The sequence below is a fragment of the Streptomyces sp. Ag109_O5-1 genome, assembly GCF_003814875.1.
Classification (GTDB): Bacteria; Actinomycetota; Actinomycetes; order Streptomycetales; family Streptomycetaceae; genus Streptomyces; species Streptomyces sasae.
On record NZ_RKQF01000001.1, the window covers coordinates 5,135,292 to 5,154,519 of the forward strand.

A 19,228-nucleotide genomic window follows, 5' to 3' on the forward strand; every position below is an offset into this window, starting at 1 on the left:
CTCCAGCGGCACGGTGTGCCCGCGGTGACTGGCGACCGCCGGACGCGGCCGGTCCACCGGCAGCGCCAACTCCTCCGGCGCGCCCGCCAGAGCCTCACGCCAGTAGGCGACCTGCCGCGCAATCATGCTGCCGGGGTCCTGCTCGTCCCCGAGCAGCTCACGCTGCCACAATGTGTAGTCCGCGTACTGCACCGGCAACGGCTCCCACACGGGAGCACGACCCTCAAGACGCGCCGCATACGCGGTCGAGACCTCCCGGGCCAGCGGACCGGTCGACCACGCGTCGCCCGCGATGTGATGCAGAAGCACCACCAGGACATGCTCATCCGGCCCGGCCGAGAACAGCCGCGCCCGGATCGGCGCCTCGGACGCCAGGTCGAACACATAGCCCACTGCGCCTTCGACCACCTCGGTCATGTCCGCGGCGGAGGCTTCGACGACGTCCAGGCTCCAGTCCAGTTCCTCCAGAGGAATGGCCTTCTGGAAGGGCTGGCCATCGGACACGGGGAACACCGTGCGCAGCACCTCGTGCCGGCCGATCACGTCCCGCAATGCCGCACCCAGCGCCGAGGGGTCGACATGACCGGACAGTCGCAGGACCATCGGCACGTTGTAGGTCTCGCTCGGACCCTCCAGCTGACCGATGAACCACAACCGCTGCTGTGCGAACGAGAGCGGCGACCGCTCCGGACGCTCCCACGGCACCAAGGCGGACCGCGCCGCCCCCGCACCCGAGAGCCGTTCGGCCAAGCGGGCCACCGTGGGGGCCTCGAACAGTGTGCGCAGCGCCACCTCCACGCCGAGTACGGTCCTCACTCGGCTGACGAGCTGTACCGCGAGCAGTGAGTGTCCGCCCAGGGCGAAGAAGTCGTCATCGACGTCGACCGACTCGAGCCGGAGGATCTCGGCGAACGCCTGGCACAGCAGTTCCTCGCGCACGTTCGCCGGACCACGCCCGGAGCCGGTGAGCGATGCGAAATCGGCGGCGGGCAGGGCCCGCCGGTCCAGCTTTCCGTTGGCCGTGAGCGGCAGCGCGTCCAGCACCACCACCGCGGAAGGCACCATGTACTCGGGCAGACGCGACGCGACAAGCTCTCGCAGCACGGCAGGCAATCCGCTGACCGCATCGAAGCCCTGTCCGTCGTCGTCGGCCGCCGCCGGGACCGCGTAGGCGACCAGGCGCTTGTCGCCCGGCACGTCCTCCCGTGCGATGACGGCTGCCTGGGCTATCTGCGGGTGCGCGGTCAGCACCGCCTCGATCTCACCCGGCTCGATCCGGAAACCACGGACCTTGATCTGCTCATCGGCCCGGCCCACGAACACCAGATCACCGGACTCCGTCCACCGCACCACGTCCCCGGTCCGGTACATCCGTTCCCCGGACCCTTCGAACGGACACGCCACAAAGCGCCCAGCGGTCAACCCCGCCCGTCCCAGATACCCCCGGGCCAGACCAGCACCCGCCACATACAACTCCCCGGCCACCCCGACGGGCACCGGCGAGAGCCGGTCATCCAGCACGAACACCCGCGTGTTCACCACCGGACGCCCGATCGCCACCTGCCCCGCACCGGCATCACACCGCCACAACGTGGCATCCACCGTGGTCTCGGTCGGACCATACGAATTGAACATCCGATGCCCCGCAGCCCAACGCGCCATCACCTCCGGCGCACACGCCTCCCCCGCAACCACCACCGTCACATCCGCCGAGATCGACGACGGCTCCAACAACGCCAGCACCGCCGGCGGCAGCGTCACAAACGACACCGCCTGCTCCGCCAACAACCCCGTCAACGCCTCCCCGAACCGCTGATCAGAAGGCACCACCACCAACGCCGCCCCCTGCAGCAGCGCCATACACCACTCCCAGCCGAACGTGTCGAAACTCGCCGACGCGAACTGCCCCACGCGATCCCCGGCACCCACCCCCAACAACCGCGCATGACCAGCCGCGAAACTCGCAAACCCCGCATGCGAGACCACCACACCCTTCGGCACCCCCGTCGACCCCGACGTATAGATCACATACGCCGGATGCCCCGGAACCAACGACACCACCGGAGCCGACACCGGCAACGCCGACAGCGCCGACACCACACCCGCATCATCCAAAACCACCACCGGAGCACCCGCGGACGGCAACGCCCCCACCGTGCCCGACGACGCCAACACCACCACCGGAGCGGCATCGGACAACATGAAACCGATCCGCTCCGCCGGATACTCCGGATCCAGCGGCAGATACGCGCCCCCCGCCTTCAACACACCCAACAACGCCACCATCAGATCCACACCACGGTCCAGACACACCCCCACCAACCGCTCCGGGCCAACCCCCAACCCCGACAAATACCGCGCCAGACGATTCGCCCGCGCATCCAGCTCCGCATACGACACCGACACGCCCTCACACACCACCGCCGGCGCATCCGGAGTCCGCGTCACCTGAGCCGCGAACAACCCCGGCAACGTCGACCCCGCAACACCCACCGCCGTGTCGTTCCACTCCACCAACACCCGACGCCGCTCAACCGCACCCAGCACATCCACCCCGGACACCCGCAGCCCCGGATCGACGACCACCGCCTCCAACACCCGCACCCACCGCTCGGCGAACACCGACACCGTCACCGCATCGAACAGATCCGCAGACCCCGTCACCACACCCCGCAACCCCGCCGGGGCACCATCCACATCGAAGACCTCTGACACCATCACGTCCAGGTCGAACCTCGCCATCCGCGAGGCCGTCGACGGCACCTCCTCGCCGACCTGCACGCCCGGCAGGTCGAGCACCGCGGCGGCGTTGTTCTGCACGGTGAGCATCACCTGGAACAACGGATGCCGCGACAGCGACCGGACCGGAGCCAGCTCCTCCACCAGACGCTCGAACGGCACATCCTGATGCTCGAACCCGGCCAGGCTCGCCTGCCGCACCCGAGCCAGCACCTGCTCGAACGTCGGATCACCCGACAGGTCGGAACGAATCACCAGGGTGTTGACGAAGAACCCGACCAGGTCGTCGAGCGCCTCGTCGGTACGACCGGCGACCGGCGAACCGATCGGAATGTCCTCACCGGCACCCAGCTTGGAGAGCAGCGCCGCCAGCGCGGCCTGCAGCAGCATGAACACCGTCACACCCTGCTCGCGCGCCACCTCCCGCAACCGGGCGTGCACCTCGGCCGGGACCTCCAGCGGCACGGTGTGCCCGCGGTGACTGGCGACCGCCGGACGCGGCCGGTCCACCGGCAGCGCCAACTCCTCCGGCGCGCCCGCCAGAGCCTCACGCCAGAACCCGACCTGCTGGGAGATCACACTGTCCAGGTCGTCCTCGCTGCCCAGCAGTTCGCGCTGCCAGAGCGCGTAGTCCGCGTACTGCACTGACAACGGCTCCCACACCGGACCACGGCCCTCAAGACGCGCCGCATACGCGGTCGAGACATCCCGCGCCAGCGGACCGGTCGACCAGCCGTCGCCCGCGATGTGGTGCAGAACCACCACCAGCCCATGCTCATCCGGTCCGGCCGAGAACAGCCACGCCCGGATCGGCACCTCGCACGTCAGATCGAAGGCGTACGCCGTCGCCCGTGCCACCGCATGGGGCAGCTCCCCGGCTGCCACCTCGCCCGCATCCAGCTCCCAGCCAAGGTCACCGATCTCGACGATCCGCTGGCAAGGGCGCCCGTTTGCGGTGGGGAAGACTGTGCGCAGCACCTCGTGGCGGCCGATCACATCCCGCAGGGCCGCGTCCAGGGCGGCCTTGTCCACGTCACCGGACAACTGCAGCACCATCGGGATGTTGTAGAGCGGGCTCGGCCCCTCCAACTGTCCGATGAACCACAGCCGCTGCTGCGCGAACGACAACGGCAGCCGCTCAGGACGTGCCTGGGGCACCAGCGCGGAGCGTGCCACACCGGCATCCGACAACCGCGCCGCGAGGGCGGCCACCGTCGGAGCCTCGAACAGGCTGCCCAGCGGCACCTCGACCCCGAGCACCGTGCGCACCCGGCTGACCAGGCGCACGGCCAGCAGCGAGTGACCGCCCAGCGCGAAGAAGTCGTCGTCGACGCCGACCGACTCCAGGCCGAGAACCTCGGCGAACGCCTGACACAGCAGCTCCTCGCGCACGTTTGCCGGAGCACGCCCGGACCCGGTGAGCGCGGTGAAGTCCGGCGCCGGCAGGGCCTTGCGGTCCAGCTTGCCGTTCACCGTGAGCGGCAGCGCCTCCAGCACCACCACCGCCGACGGCACCATGTACTCCGGCAGGCGGGAGGAGACGTGCTCCCGCAGCACCACCGGATCCGCTTCCACCCCCGCGACCGGAACGGCGTAGGCGACCAGGCGCTTGTCCCCGGTCTCGTCCTCCCGCGCGATCACAGCGGTCTGCGCCACGTGCGGATGCGCGGTCAGCACCGCTTCGATCTCACCCGGCTCGATCCGGAAACCACGGACCTTCACCTGCTCATCGGCACGGCCGAGATACACCAGCTCACCCTCGGCGGACCAGCGCACCACATCCCCGGTCCGGTACAACCGCCCACCACCGGCCGCGTCGAACGGGTCGGCCACGAACCGCTCCGCGGTCAGGCCCGCACGGCCCAGATATCCCCGAGCCAGCTGCGTCCCGGCCACATACAACTCGCCGGCCACCCCCACCGGCACCGGCGCAAGCCGCTCGTCAAGGACGAACACCCGCAGGCCGGCGAGACCCCGCCCGATCGCGCTCGCCCCCGCCTGCGCATCCCCCGGCTCAAGCGCACGGTAGGTGACGTGCACCGTGGTCTCAGTGATCCCATACATGTTGACCAGACGCGGTCCCCCCTCCGGCCGCCGCAGCCACCACCCGGCCAGCCGCGCCGGCTCCAGGGCTTCCCCCCCGAACACCACGGTGCGAAGCCCCGTCAGCGGCTCCGGGCGGTCCTCTTCAGCCGCGATCAACTGGTAGAAGGCCGACGGTGTCTGACTCAGTACCGTGACCCGCTCACGCGCAAGCAGGTCGCAGAACTCCTGCGGGGACCGAGACACCTCGTAGGAGACCACCACCACTCGCCCACCGTGCAGCAGGGCGCCCCACAGCTCCCACACCGAGAAGTCGAAGGCGAACGAATGGAACCAGCTCCACGCGTCATCCGAGCGGAACTCGAAGAGTCTCGTCGTCGCGGCAAACAGACTCACCACATTGCGATGAGTCACCGCCACACCCTTGGGAAGCCCCGTCGACCCGGACGTGTAGATCGAATAAGCGGGGTGATCCAACAACAGGGGTGCCACCCGCTCCGCCGGCACCAGCGCACCGTCATCCAGGCCGGCCACCACCGCAGCCACCCCCGGGTCGTCCAACACGAGCACCGGCGCATCCACCTCGGGCACGGCCGTAACACTCGCAGCCGAGGTGAAGACGACAGACGGACGCGCATCGGCGAGCATGAAAGCGATCCGCTCGCCCGGGTAACCCGGATCGATCGGCAGATACGCCGCCCCCGCCTTGAGCACCCCCAACAACGCCACAACCAGATCGGGCGTACGCTCCATCACCACCGCGACCAACGACTCCGGGCCCACTCCCTTGCCCGACAAGTAGCGCGCCAGCCGGTTCGCCCGCGCATCCAACTGCGCATAGGTCAACCGCTCCTGCCCGCACACCACCGCCACCGCGTCCGGGGCCCGCGACACCTGCGCCGCGAACAACTCCGGCAACGTCGCCTCCGCGACAACCGCGTCCGCGTCGTTCCACTCCACCAACAACCTGCGACGCTCATCCGCGCCCATCACATCCACGCTGGACGTCGGCGTCTTCCCACCGTTGTCCAGGGCGTCTTCCAACGCTGTCACCAGGCTGGCGGTCGCCGTGTGCAGCATTCCTGCTACCGCCTGCGGGTCGATCGGCGCCAGCGCGTCCACGACCAGACCGAACCCGTCACCGTTGTCATCAACGGTGACCGTCAGCGGATAGTTGGTGTGGTCCCGGGAGAACACCTGCCGGATGCCCTCGAACCCGCCGGTACCGTCAGCACCCTCGTGCCCATCGACAGTGTTGTGCCGGTAGTTGAACAGCGTGGTGAACAGCGGCGCATCTGCCGGTACTGCGCTCGCACGCTGGGCCAGCGCCAACGGCGCGTGCTCGTGCTCCAGCAGCCCGGCCAGCTGGCCCCTCATCGCCGTAACCGCCGACAGAACGTCGACTTCACCGGTTCGCACCCGCACCGGCAGGGTGTTGATGAACGCACCAGGAACTCGATCCGAGCCCGCCCCGCCGTTCATCCGCCCGATCAGCAGCGTCCCGAAGACCACATCCTCACGGCCGGAGACCGCCGCCAGCACCCGCGACCACGCCACATGCATCACCGTGGCCGGGCTGGCTGCCAGCCGCCGGGCCGCATCGCGCAAGCGCACCGCCAGATCGGCGTCCAAAGCCAGGTCGGCGCGCACCACACCGGAACCGTCCCCGCGCACGTCGCTCACTCCGAACGCCGCGGTCGGCTCCTCCACCCCCGTCAGCAGCTCCCGGAAGAACTCCTCATGTTCTCCGCTCTCCAGTCCCGCCCGGGACTGGGCCACGAAGTCCCTGTAGGGCAACGGCTCCGGCAGTTCCGCAGCGCGTCCGGCCAGAATCGCGCGCACTTCGTTCAGTACGACGTCCAACGCGGTGTGGTCCTGCACAAGGTGATGGATCCGCGCCAAGGCCATCCACCGGCCGTCAGCGACCTCGGCGACATGCAGATCCAGCAGCGGTGCCCGCCCCAGATCCATCGACAGCCCCACCACGGACATGAGCCCGGCCGCCGGATCCGCAGCATCGGCGTCAAGGCTCACCTCGGTGACGGGAAGCGCCGCGGAGCGCCACACCACCTGCACCGGCTCCCGCAACCCCTGCCACACCACCGAGGTCCGCAAGACGTCGTGCCGGTCGATCACCTGCTGCAACGCCGCGACGAACCCATCGAGCCGGGAACGGTCGTCGAACTCGAAGATCCCCGGCACCACATAGACGTCGTCGCCACCATCGGCCAGCAGGTGGTGGAAGAAGATCCCTTCCTGCAGTGGGGCCAGCGGATAGACGTCCGCCACGTTGCTCGCACCGCCCTCGACCCCGGCCACCACGGCCTGAACCTCGGTCTCGGTCAGCTCCACCAGCGGCAGCATCTCCGGCGTGATCGCCTGCGCCCCGTCCGGAATCAGGTTCTCCGGCACCACCGCCGACACCGCACCCGATGCAGCCGCCAGGCCCGCAGGCGTCGGCGAGACGAACAAAGCCCGCACCGGCACCGACACGCCCCGCGCCCGCAGCCACTCCACCAACCGCACGGCCAGCAGTGAATGACCGCCCAGGGTGAAGAAGTCGTCCTCGACGCCGACGGACTCCAGGCCCAGGACCTCGGCGAACCCCTGACACAGCAATTCCTCACGCACGTTCGCCGGAGCACGCCCCGACCCGGTGAGCGATGCGAAGTCCGGCGCCGGCAGCGCCCTGCGGTCCAGCTTCCCGTTCACCGTGAGCGGCAGCGCCTCCAGCACCACCACCGCCGACGGCACCATGTACTCCGGCAACCGGGCCCCGACGTGCACCCGCACCATGGACGGATCCACTTCCGCCCCGGCCGCCGGGACGACGTAGGCGACCAGCCGCTTGTCCCCCGTCTCGTCTTCCCGGGCGATCACGGCGGCCTGGGCGACCTGCGGGTGCGCGGCGATGACCGCCTGGATCTCACCCGGCTCGATCCGGAACCCACGCACCTTCACCTGCTCATCGGCCCGCCCCAGATACACCAGCTCACCCTCGGCGGACCAGCGCACCACATCCCCGGTCCGGTACAGGCGGCCACCACCGACCGGGTCGGTGTCGAACGGGTCGGCCACGAACCGCTCCGCCGTCAGACCCGCACGCCCCACATACCCACGCGCCAACTGCACACCGGCCAGATACAACTCCCCCGCCACACCCACCGGCACCGGGCACAGCCGCTCATCCAGCACGAACACCCGCGTGTTCGCAACCGGACGCCCGATCGGCACCACCGACGACCCGTCGGGCCGCACCTGATACCCGGTCACGTCCACCGACGCCTCGGTCGGACCGTACAGGTTGAACAACCCCGCATCCGCACCGAACACGGCGAAGAACCGGTCCCGGACACCGGCGCCCAACGCCTCACCCGAACACACCACCCGCCGCAACGACCCGCACCGCCCGGCCTGCGGCACCGCCAAGAACGCCTCCAGCATCGAGGGCACGAAATGCACCGTGTCCACCCGCTGCTCACGCACCAGCTCGGCCACATACCCCGGATCCCGATGACCACCCGGCCGGGCCACCACCATCACCGCACCCTGGACCAGCGGCCAGAACAACTCCCACACCGACACATCGAACCCGAACGGCGTCTTGTGCAACACCCGCTCCCCCGGCGCCAGCCCGAACCGGTCCTGCATCCACACCAACCGGTTCACAATCCCGGCATGCGACACCACCACACCCTTCGGCACACCCGTCGACCCCGACGTATAGATCACATACGCCGGATTCCCCGACACCACCGACACCGGCACCGCATCACCGGACAACGCCGACACCCGCGGATCATCCACCACCACAACCGGCACCGAACCCGCAGCCACCCCAGCCCCGGACACCGCATCAGCGATCACACACACCGCACCCGCATCCGCCAGCACGAACGAGACCCGCTCCGCCGGCAGCTCCGGATCCACCGGCAGATACGCCGCCCCCGCCTTGAGCACCGCCAGCAACGCCACCACCATCTCCACACCCCGCGGCAGACACACCCCCACCACCGACTCCGGACCCACACCCAGCCCGCACAGATACCGCGCCAACCGGTTCGCCCGCGCATCCAACTCCGCATACGACACCGACTCGCCCTCGAACACCACCGCCACAGCATCCGGAGTCCGCGCCACCTGCCCCGCGAACAACCCCGGCAACGTCCCCACCGGCACCTCGGCCGCCGTGTCGTTCCACTGACGCAGCACCCGGTCCAACGCGACCGCATCCTGTACGTCGAGCGCCGACAGCGGCATCTGCGCGCCGCCGTCCAGAGCGTCCTCCAACGCGGCCACTACGCCGCCGGCCGCGGTAAGCAGCATCTCGGCCACTGCCTGCGGATCGATCGGCGCCACGGCGTCGACGACCAGGCCGAGACCATCACCGTTGTCGTCGACCACGACCGCCAGCGGATAGTTGGTCCGCTCCCGGAAAGAAACCTGCCTGATACCGGCCAGGCTCGAGCCCTGGCTCTCCTCGTCACCGTTGTTGTGCCGGTAGTTGAGCATCGATGTGAACAGCGGCACATCCGCCGGCACCGCGCTCGCGCGCTGAGCCAACGGCAATGGCACGTGCTCGTGCTCCAGCAGCCCAGCCAGCTGCCCGCGCATCGCCGTGATCGCATCCAGCACACCGAGATCCCCGGTACGCACCCGCACCGGCAGCATGTTCATAAGCAGTCCCGGCATCCGGCCCGAGCCCGCCCCGGTGTTCATCCGCCCGAGCAACATCGTCCCGAACACCACGTCATCACGGCCGGAGACCACCGCCAGCACCCGTGACCACGCCACATGCATGACGGTCGCCGGACTGGCGCCCAAACGGCGCGACACCTCCCGCAACCGCACCACCAAGTCAGCACCCAGACCCAGCTTTGCCGTAGCCACGCCGGACCCGTCCCTGCGCACGTCGGTGACCCCGAACGCCGCGGTCGGCTCCTCCACCCCGGCCAAAAGCTCCCGGAAGAACTCCTCGTGCTCCCCAGTCGCCAGCCCGGCCCGGGTCTGGGCCACGAAGTCCCGGAACGGCAACGGCTGCGGCAGCTCCTCGGCACGCCCGGCCAGGATCGTCCCCACCTCGTCCTGCAGCATCTCCAGGGTGGTGTGGTCCTGAACCACATGATGCATCCGCAGCAGTCCCAGCCACCGGCCGCCGGAGATCTCCGCGACGTGCAGATCCATCAGCGGGGCCCGGCCGAGATCCAGCGCCAGCCCAACCTCGGACATCAACGCCGCTTCGGGATCGGTACTGTCGGCATCGAGGCGCACCTCGGTGACGGGAAGCACCGCGGAGCGCCACACCACCTGCACCGGCTCCCGCAACCCCTGCCACACCACCGAGGTCCGGAACACGTCGTACCGGTCGATCACCTGCTGCAACGCGGCGACGAACCCGTCCAGCCGGGACCGGCCATGGAACTCGAACACGAATGGTGTGACGTAGACGTCCTCACCGCCGTCGGCCAGCAGGTGGTGGAACAGAATCCCTTCCTGCAGCGGAGCCAGCGGGTAGATGTCCGCGACATTGCCCGCACCACCCTCGACCCCGGAAACCACCGCCTGGACCTCGGCCTCGGTCAGCTCCACCAGCGGCAGCATCTCCGGCGTGATCACCTGAGCGCCGCCCGGGATCAGGTTCTCCGGCACCGAAACCGCCACCGATCCGGCGACCGCCGCCAGGCCCGCCGGCGTCGGGGCTTCGAAGAGCACCTGCACCGAGACGGACACGCCCCTTGCCCGCAGCCACTCCAGCAGCCGCACTGCCAGCAGTGAATGACCGCCCAGGGTGAAGAAGTCGTCCTCGACGCCGACGGACTCCAGGCCCAGGACCTCGGCGAACCCCTGACACAGCAATTCCTCACGCACGTTCGCCGGGCCACGCCCGGACCCGGTGAGCGCGGTGAAGTCCGGCGCCGGCAGCGCCTTGCGGTCCAGCTTCCCGTTCACCGTGAGCGGCAGCGCCTCCAGCACCACCACCGCCGACGGCACCATGTACTCCGGCAACCGGGCCCCGACGTGCACCCGCACCATGGACGGATCCACTTCCGCCCCGGCCGCCGGGACGACGTAGGCAACCAGCCGCTTGTCCCCCGTCTCGTCTTCCCGGGCGATCACGGCGGCCTGGGCGACCTGCGGGTGCGCGGCGATGACCGCCTGGATCTCACCCGGCTCGATCCGGAACCCACGCACCTTCACCTGCTCATCGGCCCGCCCCAGATACACCAGCTCACCCTCGGCGGACCAGCGCACCACATCCCCGGTCCGGTACAACCGGCCACCACCGACCGGGTCGGTGTCGAACGGGTCGGCCACGAACCGCTCCGCCGTCAGACCCGCACGCCCCACATACCCCCGCGCCAACTGCACACCGGCCAGATACAACTCACCCGCCACACCCACCGGCACCGGGCACAGCCGCTCATCCAGCACGAACACCCGCGTGTTCGCAACCGGACGCCCGATCGGCACCACCGACGACCCGTCGGGCCGCACCTGATACCCGGTCACGTCCACCGACGCCTCGGTCGGACCGTACAGGTTGAACAACCCCGCATCCGCACCGAACACGGCGAAGAACCGGTCCCGGACACCGGCGCCCAACGCCTCACCCGAACACACCACCCGCCGCAACGACCCGCACCGCCCGGCCTGCGGCACCGCCAAGAACGCCTCCAGCATCGAGGGCACGAAATGCACCGTGTCCACCCGCTGCTCACGCACCAGCTCGGCCACATACCCCGGATCCCGATGACCACCCGGCCGGGCCACCACCATCACCGCACCCTGGACCAGCGGCCAGAACAACTCCCACACCGACACATCGAACCCGAACGGCGTCTTGTGCAACACCCGCTCCCCCGGCGCCAGCCCGAACCGGTCCTGCATCCACACCAACCGGTTCACAATCCCGGCATGCGACACCACCACACCCTTCGGCACACCCGTCGACCCCGACGTATAGATCACATACGCCGGATTCCCCGACACCACCGACACCCCGGGATCAGCGGCCGACAACGCCGCCACCGCCGCCACCACCCCCGGATCATCCACAACCACCACCGGCACCGAACCAACGTCCACACCGGAAAGCACCCCGGCCACCACGGACTCGGTCAGCACACACACCGCACCCGCATCCGCCAACACGAACGAGACCCGCTCCGCCGGCAGCTCCGGATCCACCGGCAGATACGCCGCCCCCGCCTTGAGCACCGCCAGCAACGCCACCACCATCTCCACACCCCGCGGCAGACACACCCCCACCACCGACTCCGGACCCACACCCAGCCCGCACAGATACCGCGCCAACCGGTTCGCCCGCGCATCCAACTCCGCATACGACACCGACTCGCCCTCGAACACCACCGCCACAGCATCCGGAGTCCGCGCCACCTGCCCCGCGAACAACCCCGGCAACGTCCCCACCGGCACCTCGGCCGCCGTGTCGTTCCACTGACGCAGCACCCGGTCCAGCTCAACCACGTCAAGGAGCTCGACGTTGCCGACCGAATCCCCGGGTGAAGCAGCCGCGAACCAGTTCAGGACCTTGAGAAAGTGCCGGGAGACGTCCGCGCCCTCGTCCTCGCCGTGAAGGTCGCGGTTCAACTCGACCGCGGTCTGCATCCCGCCGACGGCCGAACCGTGGTAGACGTCGATTCTGAGATCGTCGACCGGTCCGGTGTAGAGGCCGGTCCAGGAGGCGGAGCAGTCGCCGAACCGTGCCGGGCGGTCGGCCGGGACGACGTTGACCACCACGTCGTAGAGAGGGCCGCCGCCGACAAGACCCAGGTCGGCCATGATGTCCGTGTACTGATAACGCTGGTGTCGCAGGCCCTGCCGGACTGCTTGCGCAGCCTGCCGCACGAGGTCCGCGACGGTCGACTCCGGGGTCATCCGGAGCCTGACCGGCATGATGTTGGCCGTCATACCGGGAATTCCGAACTCGCGCATCTGCGTCCGGCCGTTGACCGCGACTCCCAGGACGATGTCCTGCGCGCCGGTGACCCGGTGCCGGTAGGCAGCCGCGGCGGCGATCACCAGGCCCGCGAAGCTCGTCTTCAGCCGTCGCGCGGCCGCCCTCAGGCCGGCGACGCCATCGGCGCCGATGTCCTCAATGTGCTGGACGGGCCGGCTCGCCAGTCGCCGAGCGTGGTGCCCCCGCCATCCGGCCGACTCGGGCGCGCCGGACAGGAGGTCGAGCCAGAAGTCGCGATCCCGGACTCGTTCCTCTGACTCCCGGTAGTCCCGGTCGGTCTCCATCAGGACAGCCACCGGAGCCAGTACCCGGCCGGCTGACACACGGCCTTCCACCAGCCCGGTGTAGATCTCGGCCAGGCGGTCGGCGAAGGCCGACAGACCCATTCCGTCGACGGCGATGTGATGCGCCCGCTGGTACCAGATGGCGTGATCGTCGCTCAACCTCAGCACGGCCTGCGCGGTCAACCAGCCGCCGACCAAGTCAAGCGGACCGTCCAGATCGGCGTGAATCCACTGTTCGGCGGCCGCGCGCGGGTCGGTCTCCGCGCGCAGGTCGACAACTTCGATCGGGTATTCGCCCGAATCGTCGACGTACTGCCGCGGGATGCCGTCCTCCAGGGTGATCCTGAGGCGGTATCCGTCGGCTTCGTCCAGGGCGAGCCGCAGGGCGTCGGTGAACAGGTCGATGTCCAGGACTCCGCGGAGCTCCGTGTAGTCGCCAATGGTGTAGGCGGGGTTTGTCGGTGCGAACTGCTGGGCATACCAGACACCGAGCTGACCGGACATCAGTTCCTGGAGTTCGTGCTCAGACGCAACCATGACTGCCAACCTCAATCGCTTGACACGACGACGAAGAAAACGGGATGTGGATGATCCAGGCCGTCGCGGCCTGGATCTACGGATGGCTCCGACCGGCGTCCCGAGTGACGCCCGGCCGCCGGGGACCGGTCACCTCTGGGGCTGCTCCGCCACCAGATCGAGAATGCGGTCCGTGAGGTCCACAAGGTTCTCCACGTCCCAGATCAAAGTGGGCTCGATGGTCACACCCAGGGTGTCCTCGATATCGCCGCAGAGGGCGAAGGCGTACACCGAGTCCAGTCCGTAGTCGGCGAGGGGCGCCTTCGCGTCGACCGCGTCTTTCGGCTCGTCGATGTAGTGCGCGACGCGCCCTTGGAGCCAGTCGCGGATGTTCTCCGACGTCGGTTCGATGGCAGTGGTTCCGTGCTCAGTCATGGCTGTCTTCCCTCGCCCGGTACGCGCCGGGCAGTCAAATCGAAGAGTCGGCGGTCCAGGCAGTGCTGTGCGGCGGCGGCGAAGAGCTTGTCCTCCGTGCTCTCACGTTCAGCCGTGGTGAGAACCGAGCGGCCACCGAGGCGCCCCGCAAGCCGGTCGAGGACACCGATCAATTCGGCGTCGCCGTAACGGGCGCCCGCCTGGTCCCACACAGCGAGTACCGATGCCGCCGCGAGCAGGACGGTGTAGCGATCGGCCAAGGCGAAGGCTTCCGGTGCGGCACTGATCGTGATGTCCCTCGGTGGCAGGCCCGCGCACTCGTCGCGCAGCGAGCGGAGTTCGTCCAGGAACCGTGTCGCGAACCGGCTCACGGCTCCGCCGTCCGAATCTCGTCCGCCGATCTCGGCGAGGGTGCCCATGAGTCCGTCGGCGGGCGGGACACCCACCGTCAGCCGCGCGGGGTTCAGCGGAGGGAGTTCGCCCTCGAGGTCGAACAGCTCTTCCGCGGCCGGAGAACCTTGGAGCCATGCGCGCCGGGCCAGTCGGGGCAGGTGCGGCAGGATCATCACCAGGCAGCCGGCTCGCGATATGTGCGCGAAGGTGGCCGGCGCTATGTCCCTGGCCATCTTCTGGAAGATCGCGTAAGGGCCCTGCCGCAGGTACCCTTGCGCGCCCAGCACCGACCGCAGTTCCTCGAACGCGTCGAGCGCGATCCGGGAGGTCAGGTACTTGGCGGCGGGGGCGTAGAGCGCGATCGTGGGTGACAGATGCAGCGCTCTGAGTACGACTGCCGAGAAGGCGTCGATGGCCAGGAGGTCGGCGTAGGCACGGGCGATGACGGAGCGGACATAGGGAATGTCGGCGGCGACCCCGCCGTAGAGCCGGCGATCGAGGGCGAAGCCGAGCGCGGCGCGCAGCGCGGTGTCGAGGGGACCTACGGTCACGGCCGGGGTGATGGACCGGGTGATCTGGTAGGCCCGCAGGGCGGATTCCATGCCCTGGCCCTCCGCACCGAGCAGCGAGTCGGCGGGTATGGGGCAGTCGGTGAAGGCCATGGCGCCGAGTTGGACGCCTCGCATCCCGGAGCTGAGGAAGCGCGGCAAGTCACGCACCCCGGCGGCCGGCAGATCGTCCCGGGCGACCAGGAACTGGCTGTGGCTACGGCTGCCGACGGCTTCGCCGGTCCTGGCGTACAGCACGACCGCGTCGGCGCGCCGAAGGTTCGTGACGATCTCCTTGCGGCCGGAGAGCAGCCATCGCCCGTCGCGGCGTTGAGCGCTGAACTCCGCGTTCGCGAAGTCGTTGCCGTGGTCGAGTTCGTGGAAGGCGGCGGCGATCCTGCCGTTGTTCAGGAGCAGTTCGGCCGCCCGGCGCCGCTGGTCCTCGTCGCCGGAGGTCCAGATGTTGACCGACGCGATGAACGAACTGAGCCCGTAGCCCAGTCCCAGGCAGGGATCGCGTCGCCAGAGCGTGCGCTGAATCTGGGCGAGACGGTCGGCGCGGGTGAAGCGGCCGCCGTATTCGACGGGCACGAATTCGGCGTTCATGCAGAATCGGTCGAGCAGCTGCTCGCCCTCGGCCAGCATCTCGTGTCGTTCGTCGGCGTCGAGCACGGCGGCGTAGCCCAAAGGGTTCTCGGCGTCCCAGGGGTCACCGAGCAGTGCGTCCAGCTCTTCAGCGCCCACGGGGGCCTCCCGGTTCCCCGGACGGCCACGACATCGGTTCGCCGAATGGCGTCACTGCGGCACCGGTCTGTGCGGCCTCGGCGATCAGGAGGGACAGCGGGCCGTCGATCCGGTCATCTCCGGGAGCGGCCGCGGGTTTCGGTATCCGCAGGACATCGGCGATCCTGGCCAGCAGCATGCGCAGTGCGGCCCGCACCCAGAGCCCGTCTTCCCAAAGTCGTTCGCCCCGGTGCCGGCCCTCGCCGGTGGCCCACAGATGCAGGCAGGCCGCGCCCGCATAGCAGAGCTCGTACGCGGCGGCCAGTTCGTACGCGGCCATGGACGGCCTGGCTGCGGGACGCGTGTCCGCCATGAGCGAGTGCAGCCGCTCGGTGACGGCGCACAGTGCGTGCGCGTGATCCGCCAGGCCGATGGGGGCGGCCTGAGCGCCGATGGACGCGACGAGCTCGGGGAGCGACTGGACGAGGGAAGATCCCCGGCGCGACAGGAGCGTCAAGGCGGTGACATCCATGTTCCGCAACGGAGCGCCGACCGCCACGGCCTCGCGCAGGCCCTCCGCGTCGACGCCGCGCTGGGCGAAGCCGCGCACCAGCGGGGGGAACTGCTGGATCAGGGCGGCTCTGTTCACCGGGGTGCTGCCGTCGAAGATCGACACGACCTGGTGGTCGCGCCGCACTTTCTGGAATGCGCCGTGCTCGTACACACCGGTGAGGAAGGAGCGCGCGCCGAGCAGCTCGGCCAGTTCCGCGAGCATCGCGTCGACCAGTGTGGGAGCGAGCGCCTTCACCGCTGCGGACGTCACGCTCATCTCTCCGGTGAGGCTGTGGATGGAGCGGCTGCCTACGAGCGCCGCCGCCTCCACCGCGGCGAGCTGTGCAGCGGACTGGGCCAGGATCGAGGCGGGGTAGGGGCGCTCGATGAGGGGGCGCCGCTGGATGAGCCGGGTCGCGACGAAACGCGCTGTGAGGCGCAACGCGTGTTCTCCTGCTCCGAGTGACAGGGCCGCGCACATGGTGCGGGTCAGCTGGAGTGCGCGCAGTACCGTTTCGACGCCGGTTCCCTCCGCGCCGATCCGGGCGGCGGGTGGAAGTTGGGCGCCGGAGAATTCAATGCCCGAAATATCGATGCCGCGGATGCCGTGCGTCGGCACTTTGGGCATGGGCCGCCAAGTGCCGTCGGCCGCCAATGTCTTGTCGAAGACAAAGAGGCTGTGACCGCGTGCGCCGCCGTGCTCGCCTGTGCGGGCGAGGACGGTGAGCAGGACGGCGCGGGTGGCGTTGTTGATCGGCCACTTCACCCCGTCCAGGCGATAGCCCCCGTCCCGCGGCGTGGCCGTGCAGGAGCCGTTCAGCAGGTCCGCACCGTGTTCCGGCTCGGACAGCGCCCAGCCCACCGGGCGTGCGGAGAGTACGACGGCTGCGACGTCGGCGGCCTGTTCCGGGCTGCCGGCGACCCATACGGGCGCGGCACCCAGATAGGTCTTGGCGTGCGCCACCGTGGCGCTCACATCGCGGCGCGCGACCGTACGCAGGAGCCGCAAGAGGATTTCGTGATCATCCAGCTTCCCGCCGAATTCGGCCGGGACGTAGTACGCGGCGAGACCGAAGGAGTCCAGCCGTGCACAACTCGCCGCCGGGAACTCCTCCGCGGCGTCGAGTTCGGCGTCCTCACGCAGCGCCTCGACCGGGTCGCCAAGCGTTCCTTCCAGGACGGATACTTCCGTCCTGCCCCCCCTTAGTGGTGCTGTCACTGCGCATCGACCGCCGTGAGCCGTCGTATGTCAGGCTCGAGCACGCTGTGCAGCGCCGGGATTCCTCCGGCGAGGAACCGCTCGCGCATCGCCCGACGCTGGATCTTCCCGCTGGTGGTGCGGCGGACGGTGCCCCGGCGGACCAGCATGACGTTGCGGACCGGGACACCGAAGAATGCCGTGAGCTCCCGCATGACGTCTGCCGCGACGGCCGGCAGGTCTTCCGCCAGCACCCGCGGATCGACCTCGTGGACCAGAACGACCCGCTCGTCGGGCGCTGCGACCCCGAAGGCGGCCCCTACGAATCCTTCGAGAGCTGCGTTCGCGAGACGAGCCTGCTGCTCCAGATCGTGCGGGTACAGGTTGCGGCCCCGGACGATCACCAGCTCCTTGAGCCGGCCGGTGACGAACAGGTCGCCGCCGAGGACCGCTCCCAGGTCTCCGGTGCGCAGCCAGCCGGGCACGTCGTCGGGGTCGTCCGCGAGGTGCGCCTGGAAGGTCTGTTCGCTGAGCTCGGGCTTGTCCCAGTAGCCGCGCCCGATGCTGCTGCCCCGCAGCCATATCTCGCCGATCGCGCCGTCGGGCAGCGTCCGGAGGGTCTGCGGGTCGACGATCCGCGTCTCGTGCGCGCCGGGCGTGCCGACGCTCACGATCTCCTTCCCCGCGCCACCCATCGTTTCGACAAGCCTGGGGTTCTCGGCGGACTCCGCCTGGCGGGGGTCGACAACCAGGACGCGCGGCTCCTTGTCCCGTGGGGTACCCGACACGTACACCGTCGTCTCCGCCATGCCGTAGCCGAGCATGTACGCCTCGGGGCGCAGACCGATGGACGCGAACCGCTTGGCGAACGCGGCCATCATCGGGGCGTGGATGGGCTCGGATCCGTTGATGATGCAGCTGAGTGCCGACAAGTCGAGCCCCTCGAGCTGTTGATCTCGGATCAGGCGCAGGCACAGGCCGAACGCGAAGTTGGGCGCGGAGGTCACCGTGGTCCCGAACCGGTCCATCATGCGGAACCACTCCACCGGCCGCTTGACGAACTCGGTGGGGGACATCAGCACCGTGTGAACGCCGTGGATCAGGGCGGTCGTGAGTTGCGCGAACAGGCCGAAGTCATGGTGGAGCGGCATCCAGCTGCCGAACGAGTCGTCGGGAGTTCCGAGGCAGGCGAAGGCCCGCAGCGCGGCCAGGTTGGCGAGGATGTGCCCGTGGTCGAGCATCACGCCCTTGGGTGAACCGGTGGAGCCTGAGCTGTACTGGAGGACGGCGAGTGTGTCCGATGACACGTTCCGCCCGGGCAGGAGTGCGGTCGGCACCTCGTCCGGACCGATGTCACCCGGCTCTTCGACCGGGACGTTTCCAAGCCCGTGGGAGCGGAGTCGCTCTGCGAGGGCCTCTTTGTCCCCAGGGGTGGTGAACGCGAGGCCGGGACGGCAGTCCCCGGCGACCAGGGCGACGCGCTCGGCGGCGGTCGTGGTCGAGCTGCCGACGAGCGGCGGCATGGGCACCGCGACCAGCCCGGCCAGCATGCACGCCAGGTAGATTTCGACGAATTCGCAGCAGGTCGGCAGCGAGATGAGCACCCGCTCGCCCGGAGCCAGCCGTGACATCAGCTCTTCCGCGCGCCGGCCCGCCCTCCGGGCGAGCTCCGCGTAGGTGCGGCTGGGATGCTCCGTCGCGGTGGAACCGCGGTAGATGGTGAGCGCGGTCTTCTCGGGGTGTTCGGCTGCCCGCTCGAGAAACGCGGCGCCCACGGTCTGAGCACGTGCAAGGTCGATGGTCATGGGTCCTCCTC

At 69.3% G+C, this 19,228-nt stretch carries 5 protein-coding genes (1 of these 5 running past the window's edge); all 5 read right to left on the minus strand.

The genetic code is table 11. From position 1 onward, the window contains the following. Nucleotides 1-13,584, minus strand: the beginning of a protein-coding gene (locus tag EDD90_RS22950; RefSeq protein ID WP_123974827.1) for a non-ribosomal peptide synthase/polyketide synthase. The gene continues 15,357 nt to the left of window position 1, outside the view; only the first 13,584 of its 28,941 coding nucleotides appear in the window; the start codon lies at nt 13,582-13,584; its stop codon lies off the left edge, out of view. A 129-nt stretch (nt 13,585-13,713) separates the two neighbouring features. Beyond that, nucleotides 13,714-13,998, minus strand: a complete 285-nt coding sequence (locus tag EDD90_RS22955; RefSeq protein WP_123974828.1) for an acyl carrier protein — start codon at nt 13,996-13,998, stop codon at nt 13,714-13,716. After that, entirely contained in the window at nt 13,995-15,683 is a 1,689-nt protein-coding gene (locus EDD90_RS22960) for an acyl-CoA dehydrogenase (RefSeq protein ID WP_123974829.1), read from the minus strand. The genes EDD90_RS22955 and EDD90_RS22960 overlap by 4 nt, the downstream gene beginning before the upstream one ends. Further along, entirely contained in the window at nt 15,673-17,433 is a 1,761-nt protein-coding gene (locus tag EDD90_RS22965) for an acyl-CoA dehydrogenase (RefSeq protein ID WP_123974830.1), read from the minus strand. The genes EDD90_RS22960 and EDD90_RS22965 overlap by 11 nt, the downstream gene beginning before the upstream one ends. Continuing rightward, on the minus strand, nt 17,430-19,217 hold the full coding sequence (locus EDD90_RS22970; protein WP_123974831.1) for a fatty acyl-AMP ligase: 1,788 nt from the start codon (nt 19,215-19,217) through the stop codon (nt 17,430-17,432). The genes EDD90_RS22965 and EDD90_RS22970 overlap by 4 nt, the downstream gene beginning before the upstream one ends. Between the last annotated feature and the right edge of the window lie 11 nt (nt 19,218-19,228).